Source organism: Vibrio intestinalis, assembly GCF_025195085.2.
In the GTDB taxonomy this organism is placed as follows: Bacteria; Pseudomonadota; Gammaproteobacteria; order Enterobacterales; family Vibrionaceae; genus Vibrio; species Vibrio intestinalis.
The window spans coordinates 74,295-93,104 of record NZ_JANAVY020000016.1; the positions used below are offsets into that span (position 1 = coordinate 74,295).

Consider the following 18,810-nt stretch of genomic DNA (forward strand, 5'->3'; position numbering starts at 1 on the left):
CAATTCTATGGTGCAATTTTAGCCCAATAATACAATTACACTATATCGAGCTCGTCGTGACCCCTTTTGCCCAAGCCATTTTAACTTGGTATGACGCTTACGGTAGAAAGAACCTACCTTGGCAACAAGACAAAACCGCCTACAGTGTTTGGCTTTCAGAGATTATGTTGCAACAAACTCAAGTGGCAACCGTGATCCCTTATTACCAACGCTTCCTTGAGCGATTCCCAAGCGTGAAAGACCTTGCCAACGCAGAGCAAGATGAAGTCCTGCACCTATGGACCGGGCTTGGCTACTACGCAAGGGCGCGTAACCTGCACAAAGCCGCCAAAATCGTGGCTCAGGAATACAATGGCGATTTTCCTACCGATATTGAACAGCTAAATGCCCTACCCGGCATCGGCCGCTCGACTGCGGCAGCGGTGCTTTCATCAGTCTACAAAAAGCCTCACGCGATTCTTGATGGCAACGTAAAGCGCACATTGGCGCGCAGCTTTGCTGTAGAAGGCTGGCCGGGGCAAAAGAAAGTGGAAAACCAACTTTGGCACTACGCGGAAGAAAACACGCCGAGCAGTGATACCGACAAGTACAACCAAGCTATGATGGATATGGGTGCAATGGTCTGCACTCGCAGTAAACCGAAATGCACCCTATGCCCTGTGGAGTCGTTTTGTGTCGCGCAAAAACAAGGCAATCAACTCGATTATCCGGGGAAAAAACCGAAAAAAGAGAAGCCAGTGAAGCAAACTTGGTTTGTCATGCTGCACTGTGATGGCCAAATTTGGCTAGAGCAGCGCCCACAATCAGGCATATGGGGCGGGCTATTTTGCTTCCCAGAAAGTAGCAGTGATGCCATTCATCACGAGCTAGACCGCCGCTCAATTGCAAGCAAAGACATCATAGACCAAAGACAATTGATCGCCTTTCGCCATACCTTTAGCCATTATCACCTCGATATCACACCAATTTTGGTGAACATGTCAAAGCAGCCGGATGTGGTAATGGAAGCAGACAAAGGTCTTTGGTATAACTTATCTCAACCTGAAGAAGTCGGCTTAGCTGCACCTGTAAAACAATTACTTGAAAGCTTGCCGTATGAACTTCGTTAGTCATACCCTAGATTTATCAAGACAAAAATCTAGTTTGGTATCAATAAAAGGAAACCATTATGAGCCGCACTGTATTTTGTGCTCGACTACAGAAAGACGCTGAAGGTTTAGACTTTCAACTTTACCCTGGCGATCTAGGCAAACGTATTTTCGATAACATTTCAAAAGAAGCATGGGCTCAGTGGCAACACAAACAAACCATGCTGATCAATGAGAAGCAGCTAAACATGATGGACCCAGAACACCGTAAGTTACTGGAAACTGAAATGGTTAACTTCTTATTTGAAGGTAAAGACGTACACATCGAAGGCTACACGCCACCAAGTGAATAAGTCGAATTAGAATGGCACTGCATAGGATGCAGTGCCATTTTTGCAGTTAGGACGCCCATGAAAAAACTCGCGTTTTGTTTAACAGCCTTGCTGTTAGTCGGTTGCAGCCGTGAATTCATCGAAAGTATTTATGAAGTCGACTACGAGCCGACCAACCGTTTCGCCAAGAACCTCGCCCAGCTCCCGGGACAATTTCAAAAAGACACAGCCGCACTCGATGCCTTGATCAACAGTTTTAACGGCAACATTCAAAAACGTTGGGGCCGAAATGAGATTAAAGTTGCTGGTAAAAGTAACTATGTGAAATACATAGACAATTATCTAAGCCGCTCGGAAGTAAACTTCGCCAAAGGCACCATCATTGTCGAAACCGTTTCCCCTACCGAACCCAAAGTTCATCTAAAAAACGCGATCATAACGACATTGCTAACCCCTGATGATCCTGCCAATGTTGACCTTTTTTCATCCAAAAGCATCAAACTCGAAGGCCGTCCTTTTCTCTACCAGCAAGTGGTAGACCAAGATCAAAAGGCGATTCAATGGTCTTGGCGCGCGAACCGTTTTGCGGACTACCTCATTGCCAATCATCTAAAAGTGAAAGATGTTGATTTCAAAAAAGCGTATTACGTGGAAATTCCAATGGTTGAAAACCAAGTGGAAATCCGCAGTTACAAATACGCCGACATCGTTCGCCGAGCTTCTCGTAAGTACAACATTCCAGAAGATTTGATTTACGCCATCATTAAAACCGAGAGTAGTTTCAACCCCTACGCGGTAAGCTGGGCCAATGCCTATGGCTTGATGCAAGTAGTGCCTAAAACTGCGGGTAAAGACGTATTCAAATTAGTGAAGAAGCGTTCTGGACAACCTAGCCCTGAATATTTGTTCAACCCAGAAAACAACATCGATACGGGCACTGCGTATTTCTATATTTTGAAAAATCGCTACCTGAAAGATGTCGATCATCCTCTGTCGTTAGAATACAGCATGATCTCAGCGTATAACGGTGGAACCGGCGGCGTGTTAAACACCTTTAATCGTAATGACCGCAAACGAGCAATGAGAGATCTCAACTCACTGCAACCAAATCAAGTTTATTGGGCGCTAACTAAAAAACACCCCAACGCCGAAGCACGCAGATACTTGGAAAAAGTTACAAAATTCAAAAAGGATTTTAACGCTGGTAAAACTTAAGCCTAAGTTTTGGATAAAAACCAAGCAAACACACACTTTTTTGAAATTATTTAAAAAAAGCAGTTGACGGGGGAGCGGAAAATCCGTTTAATAGCGCTCCGTCGCCCGGATAGCTCAGTCGGTAGAGCAGAGGATTGAAAATCCTCGTGTCGGTGGTTCGATTCCGCCTCCGGGCACCACAATTTGATAATTGTTGGTGCTTAAACATCATCAGCAATTTGCACAAAGAATACAGTGTGCCGACTTAGCTCAGTAGGTAGAGCAACTGACTTGTAATCAGTAGGTCACCAGTTCGATTCCGGTAGTCGGCACCATTCTTTTGCCTCGATAGCTCAGTCGGTAGAGCAGAGGATTGAAAATCCTCGTGTCGGTGGTTCGATTCCGCCTCGAGGCACCATTATTTGGTGCTTATCTCAATGAGATGACACAAATAATTCCCCCTTAGTTCAGTTGGTAGAACGGCGGACTGTTAATCCGTATGTCGCAGGTTCGAGTCCCGCAGGGGGAGCCATATTAGAGAAAGGCCAAATCGAAAGATTTGGCCTTTTTCGTATCTGCAGTCATCACTAGCAGCTTCCAAATAGACACTTCCAACCAAACATCCCCACTACATTGCTTATTGCTTCTTACTTCTTGCTTATTGCTTCTTGCTTTAAAGATTTGAGCCCTCTAATCTCCGTGCTCGCTAATTACCTCTAACAAAGCAAATTGTGCTTATTTCTCTCCAAAAACCAACATGCACAGAATTTAGCCACGCAAACTTTGATTGTGTGATCCCTATTCAATAACCACCCTATCAACTCGCTTACATTATTACTTATCTATTAATAGAAATAACGATTCCGTTTTATAGGAGATAATTCGCAACAAACGAAAAAAACCAAACAAGATCGACACTTAATTTCAAACGTAGCTCTCACATTTGAAATTAACTCTAGAGTATCAAGTGATAAGCAATCGTTCTCTTTAATTATTTCGCAACAAAAATTTAATCCAGGTCATATTTTGACTGAATGTTGCTATACCGAGTTCAGTCCTAACGTAATAATTGTGCAATAAATAACTCAGAGAAAGTGACTCAAGCAGATGAAGTGGATGCTTCTGCCAATATGAGTCCTTACCTGGTAAGCAAAATCGTGAGGGTATATGAAATTAAAAACTCAAGCCTATATTCTGTCAGCCATCATTTTGGTCGCCCTTTTAGCTCTGACAGCAACTGGCCTATGGACACTTCGCGTAGCAAGCGATCTCGACAACAAAGCTCGTGTAACTGAGCTATTCAAAAGTGCATACAGCATTCTAACTGAAGTTGAGAAGATGGCTGTTGAAGGCACACTAGAAGAAGATGAAGCGAAGACACTGGCAACTCGCCTGCTTCGTAACAACATCTACAAAGACAACGAATACGTTTATGTTGCCGATGAAAACATGATGTTCGTGGCGACTCCACTGGACCCTCAATTGCATGGCACTAGCTTCCATGACTTTAAAGATGGCGATGGTAACAGTGTTGGTCAGCTCATCATTGATGTTCTTGGTAACAGTACTGGCAAAATTGTTGAGTATACATGGACGCAGAAACTGCCTGACGGCTCTATCGAAGAAAAGCTTTCCATCGCAGAAAAAACACCTCATTGGGGTTGGGTAGTAGGTACAGGCATCGGCTTCAACGAAGTGAATGCACGTTTCTGGTCAACCGCTCAGTGGCAGCTTGCTCTATGTCTAGTGATTGCAGCAGCTATTCTTGCATCTCTAATTATCTCAATTCGTAAGATGCTAGCCCTACTTGGTGGTGAGCCTCAAGATGTTCGCAAAGCAGTACAAGCAGTGGCTAATGGTGATATTCAAGCATCATTCGAACACAAAGCACCGAAAGGCAGCATCTACGAAGCCGTGCAGAACATGAGTCTATCGCTTGCGCAGCTAGTGAAGAACTTAGATGGTTCAATGGTCGCTTTGCGTAGTGAGCTTTCTCATGTTGAAGAGCGTGCTGCGAGCATCTCGCATCTAACAGGCACGCAACAGCAATCAACAGAAATGATTGCAACAGCAATGACGGAAATGGCTTCATCAGCCAACAACGTGGCAGACTCAGCAAGCGACACGGCACGCAACACCGAAGAAGCGGACAAGCAGAGCCAACACACGCAGCAGCTTATCCATAACACGGTTGATAATATTCAAGGTTTAGCGGGGCAGCTAGGTACTGCAAGCCAAGCAGTGGCTGACTTAGACAATGACGTAAACAACATAGTTAAAGTACTTGATGTTATCGGTGATATTGCCGAGCAAACTAACCTTCTAGCACTGAACGCTGCGATTGAAGCGGCACGTGCTGGTGAACAAGGCCGTGGTTTTGCCGTTGTTGCAGATGAAGTTCGTAACCTTGCAGGTCGAACTCAATCAAGCACCAAAGAAATTCAACAGATGATCACTAACCTGCAAGAAGGTTCTCGCAATGCGATTCAAACTATGGAGGTTTGTGCGGAAACAAGCCAAAGCACCGTTGAAGAATCACAAAATGCGTCTGAAGCTCTGCAGCAAATCGTCGTAGCTCTAGAATCGATTACCGAAATGAGCCATCAGATTGCCACTGCAGCCGCAGAACAAACGCAAGTTGGTGATGATATTTCGAAACGCATCAACATGATTGAAGAGAGTGGTACTCAGCTAAGTAGCGTTGTGACAGAGAGTCATAACAGCACTCAAAGCCTTGCGCAATTGGCTAACGAACTTGAAAATTGGGTAAGTAAGTTTACTGTTAAGCAGTAATCGATAACTTAAATAGTAAAAGCACGCTTTTTAGCGTGCTTTTTTTATGTCCTTAACCGATAAACCCTATCATTTAACTTTCATTTTTCGCTGATTGTCGGTACTTCAACATTGGCAAATGAACAAAAACAGCCCATTAAGTATAGAAAAGCAACAAACGATATTTTTTTTGCAATTTAATGTTGACCTCAAAAGCGAAAAACCGTTTAATACACCTCGTCGCCCGGATAGCTCAGTCGGTAGAGCAGAGGATTGAAAATCCTCGTGTCGGTGGTTCGATTCCGCCTCCGGGCACCACAATTTATTAATTGCTGGTGCTGTTAAGACATCACGAGTAATAGTATAAAGAACGCCGACTTAGCTCAGTAGGTAGAGCAACTGACTTGTAATCAGTAGGTCACCAGTTCGATTCCGGTAGTCGGCACCATTCTTTACTTAAGAACGGTCTTTATACAAGAAAAGATAATTCCCCCTTAGTTCAGTTGGTAGAACGGCGGACTGTTAATCCGTATGTCGCAGGTTCGAGTCCCGCAGGGGGAGCCACTTTCAATTAGCTAGTCTACACTAGTTAATTAAAACGGCGCCGACTTAGCTCAGTAGGTAGAGCAACTGACTTGTAATCAGTAGGTCACCAGTTCGATTCCGGTAGTCGGCACCATCTTTTCCCCCTTAGTTCAGTTGGTAGAACGGCGGACTGTTAATCCGTATGTCGCAGGTTCGAGTCCCGCAGGGGGAGCCATATTAAGAAAAAAGCCAAATCGAAAGATTTGGCTTTTTTCGTTTCTAGCATCCAGAGAAATTACAGTAACTTGGTCAATTCAACTAACGTGGTATAGGTTGGGCTTTGAGGCATGTCGTAATTGCCTCCTGTAGCCACTATAACGGCTTTTTTAGAGGGCAACATCATAATGTATTGCTCCCCTATCCCAACAGCTGATACAGCGCCATCTACTAACGGTACTTGCCAGAAATGCAAACCATAACCAAAGGTATAGCTGTAGAACTTACTTTGTTGTAATTGCCTAAACCATTGCTCACCAAGCAGTTTTTTTCCTTGGTATTCACCTTTATTCAGCCACAGCTCGCCAAACTTACCCATATCTTCTGGCGTTAATCTCAACCCCCAGTCCGCACCAGCTTCTCCGCTACCCTGATTCGTTTCCCACTGATAGTCTTCAATGCCTAACGGTACAAATATCTTACGCTTCATGACCTTGGTAAATGGCTCTTGATACAGCTGCTCGATAACTTTTGATAACCCAACGGTAGATAAGCCACTGTAGGCAAATCGAGTTCCAGGTATAAAAGCGAGTTTTGTCTCAAGAAACTGAGCTTTTAAATCTTTCGCATAATAGTGGTACATGAACGGGTTACCAGCCCCCGAAGCATAAGATGTCGCAAGCTCATCTAATGCGTATCCAGTAGACATATTCAGAACATCACGAATGGTAATTTGCAGTTTCTGATCTCTATCATCTGCTTGGTATTCAGGGAATAAACTAAAAATGGGCACATCGAGACTGGTTAGCTTGCCTTCATCAACCGCCATAAAGATCAACGTGGCAACGAATGATTTAGTGATGGAGTGTTGGTTATGCAGTTCGTCAGGCCCAACAGGGATATTAGGCGCAGTTCGAGTGCCAATCATACCTCCGCCTTGTCTATGCAGCTCAAAGACCTTTTCGCCCTGCTGCCAAACCATCAGTGAGTGGATGTTATTGGCTTTACCACTTTCCACTCTCTCAACAATTGAGGCGAAGTCCTCCTTCCCTACCACAACATCAACCTCTGGCTGCCCGCATCCAACTAAAAGCAGCGCCAGAACACATACGAGCCTCATTTATTTTGCTCCCTCCGAGATTTATAAAACTAATAAATCAAATTTCGTGAGGGAATACAGCGTGCTTCTACAGGCATAAAAAAAGCGTGCGACCAAGCGCACGCTTTATTGGATATTCAGTTCAATAAGAAGTTAACTCGCTTTGTTCAACTGCTTCACTTCTTCATTCAACTCATTCAGTTTCGCTTCCATTTGCTCACGGCACTCTTGCGCTAACTGACGAACATTCTCTTTCTTGTAGCCCTCTGTGCTCACTGGAGGCAGCATCTCGACAATCACATGGCCGTTATTCCAACGGTTTAAATTAATGCCATCAGTGGAGCTACACACAATTGGCACCACATTCACTTCAGCGCCAATTGCAGCATGAAAAGCGCCTGTCTTAAATGGCAGTAAACCACGGCCACGAGAGCGCGTACCTTCAGGGAACATCCACACTGACACATCGCTGTTTTTCATGTTGTTGACCACTTGATCGATTGTACCTACCGCTTTGCTGCGATTAGCACGGTCAATCAGAATGTTACCCGTAAGCCAGTAAAGCTGACCAAACAATGGCATCCAAGCTAGGCTCTTTTTGCCCACAGTCACTACTTTAGGCGTCACTGCTGAAGATACCGTAAACATATCCCAGTTATTTTGGTGGTTAGCAATGTAAACATGCTGACCTCGTTGGTAAGCGTCTTCTGGCAAACGCAGTTCGAGTTTGATGCCAAATACACGAGACATCTTGCCGAATAGGCGACCAAAGGTGAATACGTGCTTTGGATTACGTGGGCTCAGTAAGCAGTAACCGCATCCAAAAACAAACATAACAATCGCAAAAAGTGCGACTGCAAAAACACGTAACAGTGCAATCATTCATGCTCTCCAAGAACAATGGGTAGAGTAATGGCTCATAATCTAACGTATCTTCAAGCCATAAAAAAGCCGAAACCTTAGTTTCGGCTTACATATGTTAGCTTAAATTAGCTATCGTCGCGAAAACGTTCAATTTTCGCACCAAGTGCCGTTAGCTTATCTTCAATTTTGTCGTAACCACGGTCGATGTGGTAGATACGGTCAACAATAGTTTCGCCTTCGGCAATGCAGCCAGCGATAACCAAACTTGCTGAAGCGCGCAGATCGGTTGCCATCACTTGTGCGCCGCTTAGAGAATCGACATCACCACAGATCACTGTGTTGCCTTCGATCTCAGCTTTCGCGCCCATACGCATCAATTCAGGTACATGCATGAAACGGTTTTCGAAGATAGTTTCAGTAATAACACCACCACCTTTCGCCATTAGGTTAAGTAGCGTGAACTGCGCTTGCATGTCTGTAGGGAAACCCGGATGAGGTGCCGTACGCACTGTTACCGCTTTTAGTTCGCGGTCAGTCATATCGACAGAAATCCAATCATCACCAGATTCAACTTTCGCACCAGCTTCTTCTAGCTTCGCTAATACCGCTTCAAGCAGATGTGCGCTTGTATTGCGACATACTACTTTACCGCCAGACACCGCTGCTGCTACAAGGAATGTACCCGTTTCGATGCGGTCTGCCACTACAGAGTGTTTACCGCCACCAAGACGCTCCACACCTTCAATCGTGATGGTATCAGTACCTGCACCTGACACTTTCGCGCCCAGTGCGTTTAGGAAGTCTGCAGTATCGACAATTTCAGGCTCACGCGCGGCATTGTCTAGTACGGTTTTGCCTTCGGCTAATGTTGCTGCGCACATCACTGTGATAGTTGCACCAACACTCACTTTATCCATTACGATGTGAGCACCTTTCAGGCGACCATCTACTTTCGCTTTTACATAACCATCTTCTAGTGTGATAGTTGCGCCTAGCTGCTCTAGGCCGTGAATATGTAAATCAACTGGACGAGCGCCGATAGCACAGCCACCAGGCAGAGATACTTGGCCTTCACCGAAACGTGCGACTAGCGGGCCAAGTGCCCAAATCGATGCACGCATGGTCTTTACAAGATCGTACGGAGCGCAGAACTCATTAATGCTGCTAGGGTCAACGTGAACAGAGCCATTACGCTCTACTTTCGCGCCCAAACGCTTAAGTAATTCAATTGTCGTATCAATATCACGCAGATGTGGCACATTTGCTACTTCTACTGCGTCTTCCGCCAAAATAGAGGCGAATAAAATAGGCAGTGCGGCATTCTTCGCACCAGAAATGGTAACCTCACCAACCAACGGCTGCTTGGAACCTGTTACTCTAAATTTTTCCATTCTAAAACCTTACAGAGACATCAACTTTTTGTCGCGCGCCCAATCTTCCGGCGTGAACGCCTTGATTGAAACAGCATGGATGTCATTTCTCTGGATATACTCCATTAATGGTGCATAGATAAGTTGTTGTTTCTTAACGCGGCTCATTCCCTCGAAACTAGCATCAACAGCGATCACTTCGTAATGGCTACCCTCGCCTTTTACGTGTATCTCTTCTAGGTTTAGTGCGTCGTTTAAAATCTGTTGTACTTTTGCGCTATCCACAATTTACCTCTAACTAATTCTTTATATGCTCAGCAACATACGTATTCACGTTACTTAACTGGAATAAGGTCTCCAGCTGCTGCGGCACGAAGCTGAGCATTATATGACAGTTTTGTTTTTTTGCATGCTCTAATAGGTGAATCAGCATCACCATTCCGGCAGAATCTACACGAGAAACATGCTCAAGACTGATTTCCAGCTGGCTTTGCGAGGGCTGCCACTGTTTTAGCGCAGTCCATAAGCTCGGCACAGAGTCTCTATCCAGCACACCATTTAACGCCATTTGTTGGTCGTTAGATGGTTGCCATTGAGGGTGAGCAATCATTGCTTAGTCTCGAATCGAATCGGTTGCGCTGCTAAACCTTCAAGTTCTTTGGCCACAGATAAAATACCTTCTTGGCGCAGCTTAGTGTTCCACTCCGATTGTTTACTAGAAAGAAGACTGATGCCCTCAGCAATCATATCGAACGCTTTCCATTCGCCAGTTTTCTTATCCTTACGCAGTTTAAATTCGATTTGGATATTAGGACGTGGAGAATCGATGATCTCTACTTTGATGCCGGTAATCGTCTTCTTAGGGTCAAGCTTTGGCTCTGGGCCAAATTTAATCTGCTGATCAGTATATTGAGTCAATACTTGCGCGTACGAACTCACCAAATATGCACGAAACGCAGTGATGAACTCCGCCACGTCGGCTTTCTTCGCTCCCTTGAGGTTAGGACCAAGAAGCTTAAGCGCCGCATATTTGTCATTCACGTACGGCATCAACTCTTGTTCGACAATCACTTTCAAATGATTAGGATCTTGCTTTACTAAATCTTGTTCCGCCTTAAGACGCTCAAACGCGACCTCTGCCACTTGAGTCATCATTTGGTAAGGCTGCGTTCTATCTACGTCTTGCGCGTTACCTACCATAGGTAAAAGCAGCGCAACAAAAGTAAGTACTAACTTTTTAAGCATTGTTATTCTCCGCTCTCTGAACCAGAGCCACCTACGCTATATAAAACTTGTCCGATTAAGTCTTCTAACACTAGAGCTGATTTAGTGTCTTCAACATAATCCCCATCCACCAGCATTTGCTCATCTTCAAACACAAAGCCAGGGTTTAATCCGATGTACTGTTCGCCAATCAGGCCAGAAGTAAGTATTTGCACACTTGAGGTCTCAGAAAACTGAGTGTATTGACTGCTGATTGCCATTTTAACCACAGGTAACAATGACTCAGGGTTAAGGCTAATGCTGGTGACTCGGCCAACGACAACGCCACCGACTTTAACCGGCGAACGCACCTTCAAACTACCAATGTTGTCAAACTCGGCACTCAAAGTGTAAGTATCGTTTGATCCAATACCTTTTACGTCAGCGACTTGAAAAATCATAATCAAGACTGCGCAAATACCCGCGAGTACAAAGCTGCCCACCCAAAGTTCTGTTTTTCGTGTTTGTTGCATGATTAGTTCCCGAACATCAATGCGGTCAGTACGAAGTCTAGTCCAAGTACTGCCAATGAAGAGTGTACAACAGTGCGAGTTGTCGCACGGCTAATGCCTTCCGAAGTAGGAATAGCATCGTATCCATTAAAGAGCGCAATCCAAGTCACTGAAATTGCGAACACTAAACTTTTGATAAAGCTGTTGCCAATATCTTGGCCAAGCTCTACCGAAGCCTGCATTGCAGACCAAAAACTGCCATGGTCGATGCCTTTCCAATCAACACCAACGAGTTGGCCGCCCCAAATGCCGACCGCCATAAAAATCATTGCCAATAAAGGCATAGAAATAACACCCGCCCAAAAGCGCGGAGCAATCACCCGCTTAAGTGGGTCAACCGCCATCATTTCCATACTTGAAAGCTGCTCTGTGGCTTTCATTAAGCCAATTTCAGCCGTCAAAGCCGACCCAGCACGGCCAGCAAACAACAAAGCCGTCACGACAGGGCCAAGCTCACGCAACAGCGAAAGCGCCACCATTTGGCCCAATGCGCCCTCTGCGCCAAAATCAATCAGTATTACGTAACCTTGCAGGCTAAGTACCATACCGATAAACAGACCGGACAAAACGATGATCAATAAAGATTGAACACCAACACTATAAAGTTGTTTGATCAGTAACGGTGCGTTTTTGATTGGTCGCGGACGCGCAGCAAGAGCGCCAAACAGCATTAAACTCGCTCGGCCAACGGATTCGCATGTCGCCATCGCGCGGCGACCTGTGCTAGCGACAAAATCCAATAGCATCGACATCATCAGAATAGATCCTCACTAATTGGGCTAGCAGGATAACGAAATGGTACAGGCCCATCCGCATCACCTAATAAAAACTGTTGAACTTGTGGGTCAGGATTTGCGCGTAACTCGTCTGGCGTACCACTGGCAATCACTTTGCCATTGGCCAGAATGTAAACCCAATCAGCAATACTCATCACCTCAGGGACATCGTGTGAAACCACCACAGAGGTTACGCCAAGTGCTTGATTAAGATTTCGAATCAACTCGACCAATACGCCCATGGTGATTGGGTCTTGGCCGACAAAAGGCTCATCAAACATGATGAGTTCTGGATCAAGTGCAATCGCGCGAGCAAGTGCCGCTCGTCTTGCCATGCCACCAGAAAGCTCACTCGGCATTAATTGAGCTGCGCCGCGTAAGCCAACGGCTTCTAGCTTCAACAACACCAAAGTACGAATTAGAGATTCATCTAATTGAGTGTGTTCTCGTAGAGGGAAGGCCACATTATCGAATACCGAGAGATCGGTAAAAAGCGCACCAGATTGAAACAGCATGCTCATCTTTTTGCGCACTTGATAGAGTTTACTGCGGCTAAGAGTAGGAATGTTGTCGCCATCAAAGATAACCTCTCCCTGCTCAGGTAAGATTTGACCTCCAATCAGGCGTAATAAGGTTGTCTTACCAATGCCTGAAGGCCCCATGATGGCCGTCACTTTGCCTTTGGGTACGTGCAAACTTACATTATCAAAAATCTTACGCTCGCCGCGTGAGAAAGTCAGATTGTTGATCGTGACCAAATCATTCAATGACATGCATTTCTCTTAATAAGAATCCTTTTAGAATGGGCAATCATAAGCACATTAGCGTAGAATTAAAAGCACTGTTCGATTATACACTTCGCATTTATGGAACGTCATATTTAATAATTAACACTTTTAAATACAAAATGACCGACAAATAATTGAATGTTCAGCTTCCCTTTTAAACCTCAACGCGTCAAAATTGGCGGTTAATTTGTTCTCTTTATACATCAATTAGGAAATATCATGTTTGAGGCGGTTGCGTTTCTAGTTATAGGTCTTGTTTTTCTTGTTTGGAGCGCCGACAAACTGGTGTTTGGTGCTGCGGCCTTAGCTCGCAATTTCGGTATTTCCCCATTAGTGATCGGCATGACTATCCTTGCGATGGGCTCTTCAGCCCCTGAAATGATGGTATCCGCAACTGCAGCCCTAGACGGTAAAACTGACACCGCTGTCGGTAACGTACTGGGCTCAAACATTGCCAACATCGCGTTAATCTTAGGTATTACCGCACTAATTAAACCGCTCTCAATTAGCTCAGATGTGTTGCGCCGAGAGCTGCCATTGATGATTGGTGTAACACTGATTGCTGGCGCTATCCTATGGGATGGCCATCTTGGTTTCTATGAAGGTATTTTACTGTTTGTACTTTTTGCAGCCTTCATTCTGACCATGCTTTACATTTCACGTAAAGAGAAAGCCAAAGACAAAGCTGACGCCCTACTAGAAGAGCAAGAATCTGAAGTACCTGAAGGCGTTAACAACCTTAAAGCCGCGGCTTGGGTTGTCATTGGCCTAATAGTTTTACCGATCGCTGCCGATACACTAGTGGATAGCGCGGTAGAAATTGCTAGAGAACTAGGTATGAGCGATCTGGTGATCGGTCTAACCATCATTGCCGTGGGCACTAGCTTGCCAGAACTTGCAGCCTCGCTAGCGGGTGTAATGAAAGGCGAAGATGACATGGCCGTTGGTAACATCATCGGCTCAAACGTTTTCAACATCCTTGCCGTAATGGGCATTCCGGGCATTTTGAACCCATCTTTCCTTAGCGAATTCGCGATGGGACGAGACTTCTGGGTGATGCTCGCTATCTCACTACTATTAGTCGTAATGGCCCTTGGTAAGTCGAGAAGTATTAATCGCATTGAGGGTGGCATCTTATTCACCCTATTTATTGCCTATCAAGGCTACCTAATCGTCAATATGACCGCTTAATCTGTTTTTGCAGGAGTTATCCATGTTTGATTACCGCGCTGCCGCATTAGAAGTTTTAAACACTGAAGTTCAAGCCATTCAACAGCTAGAACAATACTTCAATGATGATTTTATTCGTGCTTGCGAACTTATTCTGGCCAACGAGAACGGCAAAGTCGTTGTAATGGGTATGGGTAAATCAGGCCATATCGGTAATAAGATTGCGGCAACGCTTGCAAGTACGGGCACTTCCGCGTTTTTTGTTCACCCTGGTGAAGCGGCGCACGGCGACCTTGGTATGATTGAGCCCGGTGATATCGTGCTAGCGATTTCAAACTCAGGTGAATCTGACGAAATTTTAGCGCTTTTCCCAGTATTAAAACGCCTTAAAATCACCATCATCAGTATGACAGGCAAGCCATCATCCAACATGGCGAAACTGGCAGATATTCACCTGCAAATCACTGTGCCAAAAGAAGCTTGCCCAATTCAGCTTGCGCCAACGTCAAGCACTACAGCAACCTTAGTGATGGGCGATGCATTAGCAATGGCCTTGATGCAAGCGCGCGGCTTTACTGCTGAAGATTTCGCTTTGTCTCATCCAGGTGGTGCATTGGGAAGAAAATTGCTGCTTAAGCTGTCTGATATCATGCACATTGGCGACGCTTTGCCTTTGGTTTCTTCAGATACACTTATCCGAGAAGCTTTGCTTGAAATCAGCCAAAAAGGCTTAGGTATGACTGCGGTCGTAGATGAAAACCACCAGCTGCAAGGTATTTTTACCGATGGTGATTTACGCCGTATTCTAGATAAGCGTGTCGATATTCATACCGCGCTTATTGGTGATGTCATGACTAAAAACCCAACCGTCGCTGACCCGAATATGCTAGCAGCGGAAGGGGTAAATCTAATGCAAGAGAAAAGCATTAACGGATTACTGCTTTGCCAAGATAACAAAGTCGTCGGTGCACTTAACATGCATGATCTACTTAAAGCAGGAGTGATGTAATGTCAGCGAAAATCGAAACACTTTATGGTGAAGTCGAGCCAGAAATCCTCGCCGTAGCGAAACAGATCAAGCTACTGATTTGCGATGTTGATGGCGTATTTTCTGACGGCCTTGTCTACATGGGTAATGATGGTGAAGAGCTAAAAACTTTCCACACCCGTGACGGCTATGGCGTAAAATCATTAATGAATGCAGGCATTGAAATTGCCATCATCACTGGCCGCCAATCAAAAATCGTGGAAAACCGCATGAAAGCACTCGGTATTTCTCTGATTTACCAAGGCCAAGATGACAAAGTAAAAGCGTACCAAGATATCTGTGACAAACTAGACATTGCCGCTGAACATACTGGCTATATTGGCGATGATCTGATTGACTGGCCTGTAATGGAAAAAGTAGCACTAAAAGTGTGTGTTGCAGATGGTCATCCACTATTGGTAAAACGTGCCAACTACGTCACCACTATCCGTGGTGGTCATGGCGCTGTACGTGAAGTCTGCGATCTCATTCTTCAAGCAAGAAATGAACTGGATGTGCACAAAGGTTTAAGCATATGAGTTTAGCGCGTATTGGCCAGCTACTATTGTTGCTCGTCATTGCTGTGTCAGCCTATTACCTGACCAACAGTGGCGATACATACGATATTCAAGTTGAGCCAGATACAGAGCTACCCATGTTTACGGGTCGCAACTTAAAAAACACCTCATACAGTGAAGCCGGTGTGCGTAGCTATGTGATCACTTCAACTCACCTAGAAAACTACGCAAAAAGTGGCGACACCATTTTTGATAAACCCGTACTAAAAGTTTATAAGCAAGGTTCAATTCAAGAATGGGAAATTACAGCAGAGCAAGGCGTGTTAAATAGTGACCATGTTCTTACACTGCATCACAATGTATTAGGTAAAAACTTATTACCTGACTCAGGTTTTGATACCTTATCCACGGATACATTGAGTATCCAACTCGATAATCGTGATTTTTGGGCAGACAACCAAGTAACTTTAGTCGGCCCTCAGTTTGAGACGGTAGGCCAAGCAATGAAAGGTAACTTTGCTGAAAATACCGCTATTCTCTACAAACATGTACAAGGCAGATATGAAACTCTCACACCTTAGTTTAATTGCTTGTTTGTTCGCATCAACACAGGCGATGGCACTGTCTACTGACAGAGACCAACCAGTACATATCTATTCTGATACTCAGCAATTAGATATGCAAAGCAACCAAGTAACCTTCGCTGGTGATGTAAAGTTGAAGCAAGGCAGTATTGCCATCAATGCTGACAAAGTTATTGTGACTCGTAGTAAAGCTGACGGCTCAATTCAAAAAATTGAAGGCTATGGTGATTTAGCTACCTTCTCTCAGCTGACTGACGACGGTAAAACTCTATACGGCGAAGCAAAAGAGCTTTACTACGAAGTGAGTGTAGACCAGCTCACTATGATCGACGAAGCCATGCTGTCTCAAGATGATAGTGAGATTCGCGGCCCTAAAATTCGTTACAAAATCTCGTCACAAAAGCTAATTGCTGACGGCAAACAAAAAGGCGACCGCGTCTCGACAGTTCTACAGCCTCAAGCGGTACAAGAGTAATTATGGCAGTCTTAAAAGCAGAGCATTTAGCGAAAAGCTACAAAAACCGTAAGGTAGTGTCAGACGTTAGTTTACAAGTTGAGTCTGGCCAAATAGTAGGCTTACTTGGCCCAAATGGTGCGGGTAAGACCACATCTTTTTACATGATTGTTGGTTTGGTAGCCCGAGATGAAGGTACCATCAGCATTGATGGCCAAGATATTAGTATCTTACCAATGCACAGCCGTTCACGTATGGGTATTGGCTATTTGCCGCAAGAAGCGTCTATCTTCCGTAAGCTCTCTGTACAAGATAACATCATGGCGGTACTGGAAACTCGCGAAGAATTAACACGCGAACAGCGCCAGGACAAGCTCGAAGATTTGTTAGAAGAATTCCACATTCAGCACATTCGCGAAAGTGCGGGTATGGCACTATCAGGTGGTGAACGTCGTCGTGTAGAGATTGCACGCGCACTAGCAGCAAACCCACAGTTCATTCTGTTGGATGAACCATTTGCAGGCGTTGACCCAATCTCGGTAATTGATATTAAGAAGATTATCGAGCATTTGAGAGACCGTGGCCTCGGTGTTTTAATCACTGACCACAACGTTCGCGAAACTTTGGATGTGTGTGAAAAAGCATACATTGTTAGCCAAGGACACCTGATCGCAGAAGGGACACCAGATGACGTGCTCAATAACGAGCAAGTAAAACAAGTTTATCTCGGTGAGCAATTCCGTCTATGATTAAAAGAAAGTCTGTAGCACTTAAAAAGGCACGTATTACTGAATGAAACCCTCATTACAACTCAAGCTAGGACAGCAGTTGGCGATGACGCCTCAGTTACAACAAGCAATTCGTTTGTTGCAACTGTCTACGTTAGATCTTCAACAAGAGATCCAAGATGCCTTGGATTCCAACCCTCTTCTCGAAGTAGAAGACGGTAATGAAGATGTCGCAGTGAGTGAAGAGAAACCAGTAAACGAAGAAAAAGAGCCAAGTGTAGAGGTTAGCGAGCCTGAAGTTTCTGATAGCTCAGAGCTAATTGAAAAGTCTGAAATCAGCTCTGAACTCGAAATCGATACCACATGGGATGATGTCTACAGCGCCAACAGTGGCAGCACTGGGCTTGCGCTGGATGATGACGCACCGATTTATCAAGGTGAGACCACCCAGTCGCTGCAAGATTACCTCATCTGGCAATTAGACCTCACACCATTTAGTGACACAGACCGCACCATCGCCATGGCTCTTATCGATGCCATCGATGACTACGGCTATTTGACCGTATCAACTCAAGACATTCTTGAAAGTTTTGATAACGAAGAAATTGAACTCGACGAAATCGAAGCAGTACGCAAGCGCGTTCAGCAGTTTGACCCGCTTGGCGTCGCATCAAACAACTTGCAAGATTGCTTATTGCTGCAACTTGCGACTTTCCCTGAAGATACACCTTGGCTAAATGAAGCTAAACTGATCTTAACCGATCATATTGATCAGCTTGGTAACCGTGATTACAAACTGATTATTAAAGAAACCAAGCTAAAAGAAGCGGATCTACGAGAAGTGTTGAAACTGATTCAGCAGCTTGATCCTCGCCCTGGTAGTCGTATCTCAGAGGAGCATGCAGAGTACGTTATTCCTGACGTTTCTGTATTTAAAGATCATGGTAAATGGGTGGTCACCATCAACCCAGATTCCATTCCTAGACTTAAAGTAAATCAACAATATGCGGCACTCGGAAAAGGCAATAGTGCAGACAGCCAGTACATTCGCTCCAATTTGCAAGAGGCAAAATGGCTTATTAAGAGCCTAGAGAGTAGAAACGAGACGCTGCTCAAAGTTGCCAAGTGTATTGTTGAACATCAACGAGATTTCTTTGAGTATGGCGAAGAGGCAATGAAGCCTATGGTACTCAATGACGTCGCATTAGCGGTGGATATGCATGAATCAACCATCTCTCGTGTCACCACACAGAAATACATGCATACCCCTCGTGGTATATTTGAATTGAAGTACTTCTTCTCTAGCCATGTCAGCACTGATAATGGTGGAGAATGTTCATCGACTGCAATCCGCGCTTTAATTAAAAAGCTTGTTGCTGCTGAAAACAGTGCTAAGCCACTCAGCGACAGCAAGATTGCAGCTCTACTCGCTGACCAAGGGATTCAGGTAGCTAGACGAACAATAGCCAAATACCGAGAGTCACTAGGCATTGCCCCTTCGAGTCAGCGCAAACGCCTGCTTTAAGGCAA

General features: G+C 44.9%; 20 protein-coding genes and 9 tRNA genes. 20 read left to right on the plus strand and 9 right to left on the minus strand.

Going from position 1 to position 18,810, the window contains the following annotated elements:
* Positions 1-56 precede the first annotated feature (56 nt).
* From mutY to MU515_RS16855, 13 genes are all read left to right on the plus strand, one after another.
* Complete coding sequence (mutY, locus tag MU515_RS16795) at positions 57-1,109, plus strand: A/G-specific adenine glycosylase (RefSeq protein ID WP_260261548.1); 1,053 nt, start codon at positions 57-59, stop codon at positions 1,107-1,109.
* Positions 1,110-1,168: 59 nt separating this feature from the next.
* Complete coding sequence (locus tag MU515_RS16800) at positions 1,169-1,441, plus strand: oxidative damage protection protein (RefSeq protein WP_260261549.1); 273 nt, start codon at positions 1,169-1,171, stop codon at positions 1,439-1,441.
* A 57-nt stretch (positions 1,442-1,498) separates the two neighbouring features.
* Positions 1,499-2,635: a membrane-bound lytic murein transglycosylase MltC gene (mltC, locus tag MU515_RS16805; RefSeq protein ID WP_260261550.1), complete on the plus strand. Its 1,137-nt coding sequence runs from the start codon at positions 1,499-1,501 to the stop codon at positions 2,633-2,635.
* Between the two features lie 103 nt (positions 2,636-2,738).
* Positions 2,739-2,814 (plus strand) — tRNA-Phe (locus tag MU515_RS16810).
* Between the two features lie 59 nt (positions 2,815-2,873).
* A tRNA-Thr gene (locus tag MU515_RS16815) sits at positions 2,874-2,949 on the plus strand.
* 7 nt (positions 2,950-2,956) lie between these two features.
* A tRNA-Phe gene (locus MU515_RS16820) sits at positions 2,957-3,032 on the plus strand.
* A 38-nt stretch (positions 3,033-3,070) separates the two neighbouring features.
* Positions 3,071-3,146 (plus strand) — tRNA-Asn (locus MU515_RS16825).
* Between the two features lie 635 nt (positions 3,147-3,781).
* Positions 3,782-5,407: a methyl-accepting chemotaxis protein gene (locus MU515_RS16830; protein ID WP_260261551.1), complete on the plus strand. Its 1,626-nt coding sequence runs from the start codon at positions 3,782-3,784 to the stop codon at positions 5,405-5,407.
* Positions 5,408-5,628: 221 nt separating this feature from the next.
* Positions 5,629-5,704, plus strand: a tRNA-Phe gene (locus MU515_RS16835).
* A gap of 54 nt (positions 5,705-5,758) precedes the next feature.
* Positions 5,759-5,834, plus strand: a tRNA-Thr gene (locus tag MU515_RS16840).
* A gap of 40 nt (positions 5,835-5,874) precedes the next feature.
* A tRNA-Asn gene (locus MU515_RS16845) sits at positions 5,875-5,950 on the plus strand.
* A gap of 39 nt (positions 5,951-5,989) precedes the next feature.
* Positions 5,990-6,065, plus strand: a tRNA-Thr gene (locus tag MU515_RS16850).
* A gap of 5 nt (positions 6,066-6,070) precedes the next feature.
* Positions 6,071-6,146, plus strand: a tRNA-Asn gene (locus MU515_RS16855).
* A 60-nt stretch (positions 6,147-6,206) separates the two neighbouring features.
* Here the strand turns inward: MU515_RS16855 and MU515_RS16860 are convergent.
* From MU515_RS16860 to mlaF, 9 genes are all read right to left on the minus strand, one after another.
* Positions 6,207-7,247, minus strand: coding sequence for a serine hydrolase domain-containing protein (locus tag MU515_RS16860; RefSeq protein WP_260261552.1), 1,041 nt, complete (start codon positions 7,245-7,247; stop codon positions 6,207-6,209).
* Between the two features lie 132 nt (positions 7,248-7,379).
* The gene (locus MU515_RS16865; protein ID WP_260261553.1) at positions 7,380-8,108 is read right to left on the minus strand and encodes a 1-acylglycerol-3-phosphate O-acyltransferase; all 729 of its coding nucleotides are present in this window, start codon (positions 8,106-8,108) and stop codon (positions 7,380-7,382) included.
* Positions 8,109-8,215: 107 nt separating this feature from the next.
* Positions 8,216-9,481 (minus strand): UDP-N-acetylglucosamine 1-carboxyvinyltransferase, encoded by a 1,266-nt coding sequence (gene murA / locus MU515_RS16870; RefSeq protein ID WP_260261554.1) that lies wholly within the window; start codon positions 9,479-9,481, stop codon positions 8,216-8,218.
* 9 nt (positions 9,482-9,490) lie between these two features.
* Positions 9,491-9,745, minus strand: coding sequence for a BolA family iron metabolism protein IbaG (ibaG, locus tag MU515_RS16875; RefSeq protein WP_260261555.1), 255 nt, complete (start codon positions 9,743-9,745; stop codon positions 9,491-9,493).
* A 13-nt stretch (positions 9,746-9,758) separates the two neighbouring features.
* Positions 9,759-10,070 carry an STAS domain-containing protein gene (locus MU515_RS16880; protein WP_260261556.1) on the minus strand — a complete coding sequence of 104 codons (312 nt, stop codon included), beginning with the start codon at positions 10,068-10,070 and terminating at the stop codon, positions 9,759-9,761.
* On the minus strand, positions 10,067-10,705 hold the full coding sequence (locus MU515_RS16885) for an MlaC/ttg2D family ABC transporter substrate-binding protein (protein WP_260261557.1): 639 nt from the start codon (positions 10,703-10,705) through the stop codon (positions 10,067-10,069). The genes MU515_RS16880 and MU515_RS16885 overlap by 4 nt, the downstream gene beginning before the upstream one ends.
* A 2-nt stretch (positions 10,706-10,707) precedes the next feature.
* Positions 10,708-11,196: an outer membrane lipid asymmetry maintenance protein MlaD gene (gene mlaD / locus MU515_RS16890; RefSeq protein ID WP_260261558.1), complete on the minus strand. Its 489-nt coding sequence runs from the start codon at positions 11,194-11,196 to the stop codon at positions 10,708-10,710.
* A gap of 2 nt (positions 11,197-11,198) precedes the next feature.
* Positions 11,199-11,990, minus strand: coding sequence for a lipid asymmetry maintenance ABC transporter permease subunit MlaE (mlaE, locus tag MU515_RS16895; protein WP_260261559.1), 792 nt, complete (start codon positions 11,988-11,990; stop codon positions 11,199-11,201).
* Positions 11,990-12,784, minus strand: a complete 795-nt coding sequence (mlaF, locus tag MU515_RS16900; RefSeq protein ID WP_260261560.1) for a phospholipid ABC transporter ATP-binding protein MlaF — start codon at positions 12,782-12,784, stop codon at positions 11,990-11,992. Before mlaF ends, mlaE begins: the two co-directional genes overlap by 1 nt.
* Positions 12,785-13,018: 234 nt before the next feature.
* Here mlaF and MU515_RS16905 point away from each other — a divergent pair, with 234 nt between their 5' ends.
* Genes MU515_RS16905 through MU515_RS16935 form a run of 7 tightly spaced genes read left to right on the plus strand, consistent with a single transcriptional unit; the run spans position 13,019 to position 18,805 of the window.
* The gene (locus MU515_RS16905) at positions 13,019-13,990 is read left to right on the plus strand and encodes a calcium/sodium antiporter (RefSeq protein WP_260261561.1); all 972 of its coding nucleotides are present in this window, start codon (positions 13,019-13,021) and stop codon (positions 13,988-13,990) included.
* A 22-nt stretch (positions 13,991-14,012) separates the two neighbouring features.
* Positions 14,013-14,978 (plus strand): KpsF/GutQ family sugar-phosphate isomerase, encoded by a 966-nt coding sequence (locus MU515_RS16910; RefSeq protein WP_260261562.1) that lies wholly within the window; start codon positions 14,013-14,015, stop codon positions 14,976-14,978.
* Positions 14,978-15,535: a 3-deoxy-manno-octulosonate-8-phosphatase KdsC gene (gene kdsC / locus MU515_RS16915; RefSeq protein WP_260261563.1), complete on the plus strand. Its 558-nt coding sequence runs from the start codon at positions 14,978-14,980 to the stop codon at positions 15,533-15,535. The genes MU515_RS16910 and kdsC overlap by 1 nt, the downstream gene beginning before the upstream one ends.
* The gene (gene lptC, locus MU515_RS16920) at positions 15,532-16,095 is read left to right on the plus strand and encodes an LPS export ABC transporter periplasmic protein LptC (RefSeq protein ID WP_260261564.1); all 564 of its coding nucleotides are present in this window, start codon (positions 15,532-15,534) and stop codon (positions 16,093-16,095) included. The genes kdsC and lptC overlap by 4 nt, the downstream gene beginning before the upstream one ends.
* Positions 16,076-16,573 carry a lipopolysaccharide transport periplasmic protein LptA gene (gene lptA / locus MU515_RS16925; RefSeq protein WP_260261565.1) on the plus strand — a complete coding sequence of 166 codons (498 nt, stop codon included), beginning with the start codon at positions 16,076-16,078 and terminating at the stop codon, positions 16,571-16,573. Before lptC ends, lptA begins: the two co-directional genes overlap by 20 nt.
* Positions 16,574-16,575: 2 nt before the next feature.
* Positions 16,576-17,301: an LPS export ABC transporter ATP-binding protein gene (gene lptB, locus MU515_RS16930; protein WP_260261566.1), complete on the plus strand. Its 726-nt coding sequence runs from the start codon at positions 16,576-16,578 to the stop codon at positions 17,299-17,301.
* 43 nt (positions 17,302-17,344) lie between these two features.
* Entirely contained in the window at positions 17,345-18,805 is a 1,461-nt protein-coding gene (locus MU515_RS16935) for an RNA polymerase factor sigma-54 (protein ID WP_260261567.1), read from the plus strand.
* Positions 18,806-18,810 lie beyond the last annotated feature (5 nt).

What these genes read in the sequence shown, in the direction of transcription:
- MU515_RS16880 (WP_260261556.1), bottom strand. Translation starts at nt 10,070, where the DNA reads ATGATTGCTCACCCTCAATGGCAACCATCTAACGACCAACAAATGGCG.
- lptB (WP_260261566.1), top strand. Translation starts at nt 16,576, where the DNA reads ATGGCAGTCTTAAAAGCAGAGCATTTAGCGAAAAGCTACAAAAACCGT.
- mlaF (WP_260261560.1), bottom strand. Translation starts at nt 12,784, where the DNA reads ATGTCATTGAATGATTTGGTCACGATCAACAATCTGACTTTCTCACGC.
- mlaE (WP_260261559.1), bottom strand. Translation starts at nt 11,990, where the DNA reads ATGATGTCGATGCTATTGGATTTTGTCGCTAGCACAGGTCGCCGCGCG.
- MU515_RS16885 (WP_260261557.1), bottom strand. Translation starts at nt 10,705, where the DNA reads ATGCTTAAAAAGTTAGTACTTACTTTTGTTGCGCTGCTTTTACCTATG.
- MU515_RS16905 (WP_260261561.1), top strand. Translation starts at nt 13,019, where the DNA reads ATGTTTGAGGCGGTTGCGTTTCTAGTTATAGGTCTTGTTTTTCTTGTT.
- MU515_RS16800 (WP_260261549.1), top strand. Translation starts at nt 1,169, where the DNA reads ATGAGCCGCACTGTATTTTGTGCTCGACTACAGAAAGACGCTGAAGGT.
- MU515_RS16935 (WP_260261567.1), top strand. Translation starts at nt 17,345, where the DNA reads ATGAAACCCTCATTACAACTCAAGCTAGGACAGCAGTTGGCGATGACG.
- kdsC (WP_260261563.1), top strand. Translation starts at nt 14,978, where the DNA reads ATGTCAGCGAAAATCGAAACACTTTATGGTGAAGTCGAGCCAGAAATC.
- lptA (WP_260261565.1), top strand. Translation starts at nt 16,076, where the DNA reads ATGAAACTCTCACACCTTAGTTTAATTGCTTGTTTGTTCGCATCAACA.
- mltC (WP_260261550.1), top strand. Translation starts at nt 1,499, where the DNA reads ATGAAAAAACTCGCGTTTTGTTTAACAGCCTTGCTGTTAGTCGGTTGC.
- murA (WP_260261554.1), bottom strand. Translation starts at nt 9,481, where the DNA reads ATGGAAAAATTTAGAGTAACAGGTTCCAAGCAGCCGTTGGTTGGTGAG.
- mlaD (WP_260261558.1), bottom strand. Translation starts at nt 11,196, where the DNA reads ATGCAACAAACACGAAAAACAGAACTTTGGGTGGGCAGCTTTGTACTC.
- MU515_RS16865 (WP_260261553.1), bottom strand. Translation starts at nt 8,108, where the DNA reads ATGATTGCACTGTTACGTGTTTTTGCAGTCGCACTTTTTGCGATTGTT.
- lptC (WP_260261564.1), top strand. Translation starts at nt 15,532, where the DNA reads ATGAGTTTAGCGCGTATTGGCCAGCTACTATTGTTGCTCGTCATTGCT.
- MU515_RS16860 (WP_260261552.1), bottom strand. Translation starts at nt 7,247, where the DNA reads ATGAGGCTCGTATGTGTTCTGGCGCTGCTTTTAGTTGGATGCGGGCAG.
- MU515_RS16830 (WP_260261551.1), top strand. Translation starts at nt 3,782, where the DNA reads ATGAAATTAAAAACTCAAGCCTATATTCTGTCAGCCATCATTTTGGTC.
- MU515_RS16910 (WP_260261562.1), top strand. Translation starts at nt 14,013, where the DNA reads ATGTTTGATTACCGCGCTGCCGCATTAGAAGTTTTAAACACTGAAGTT.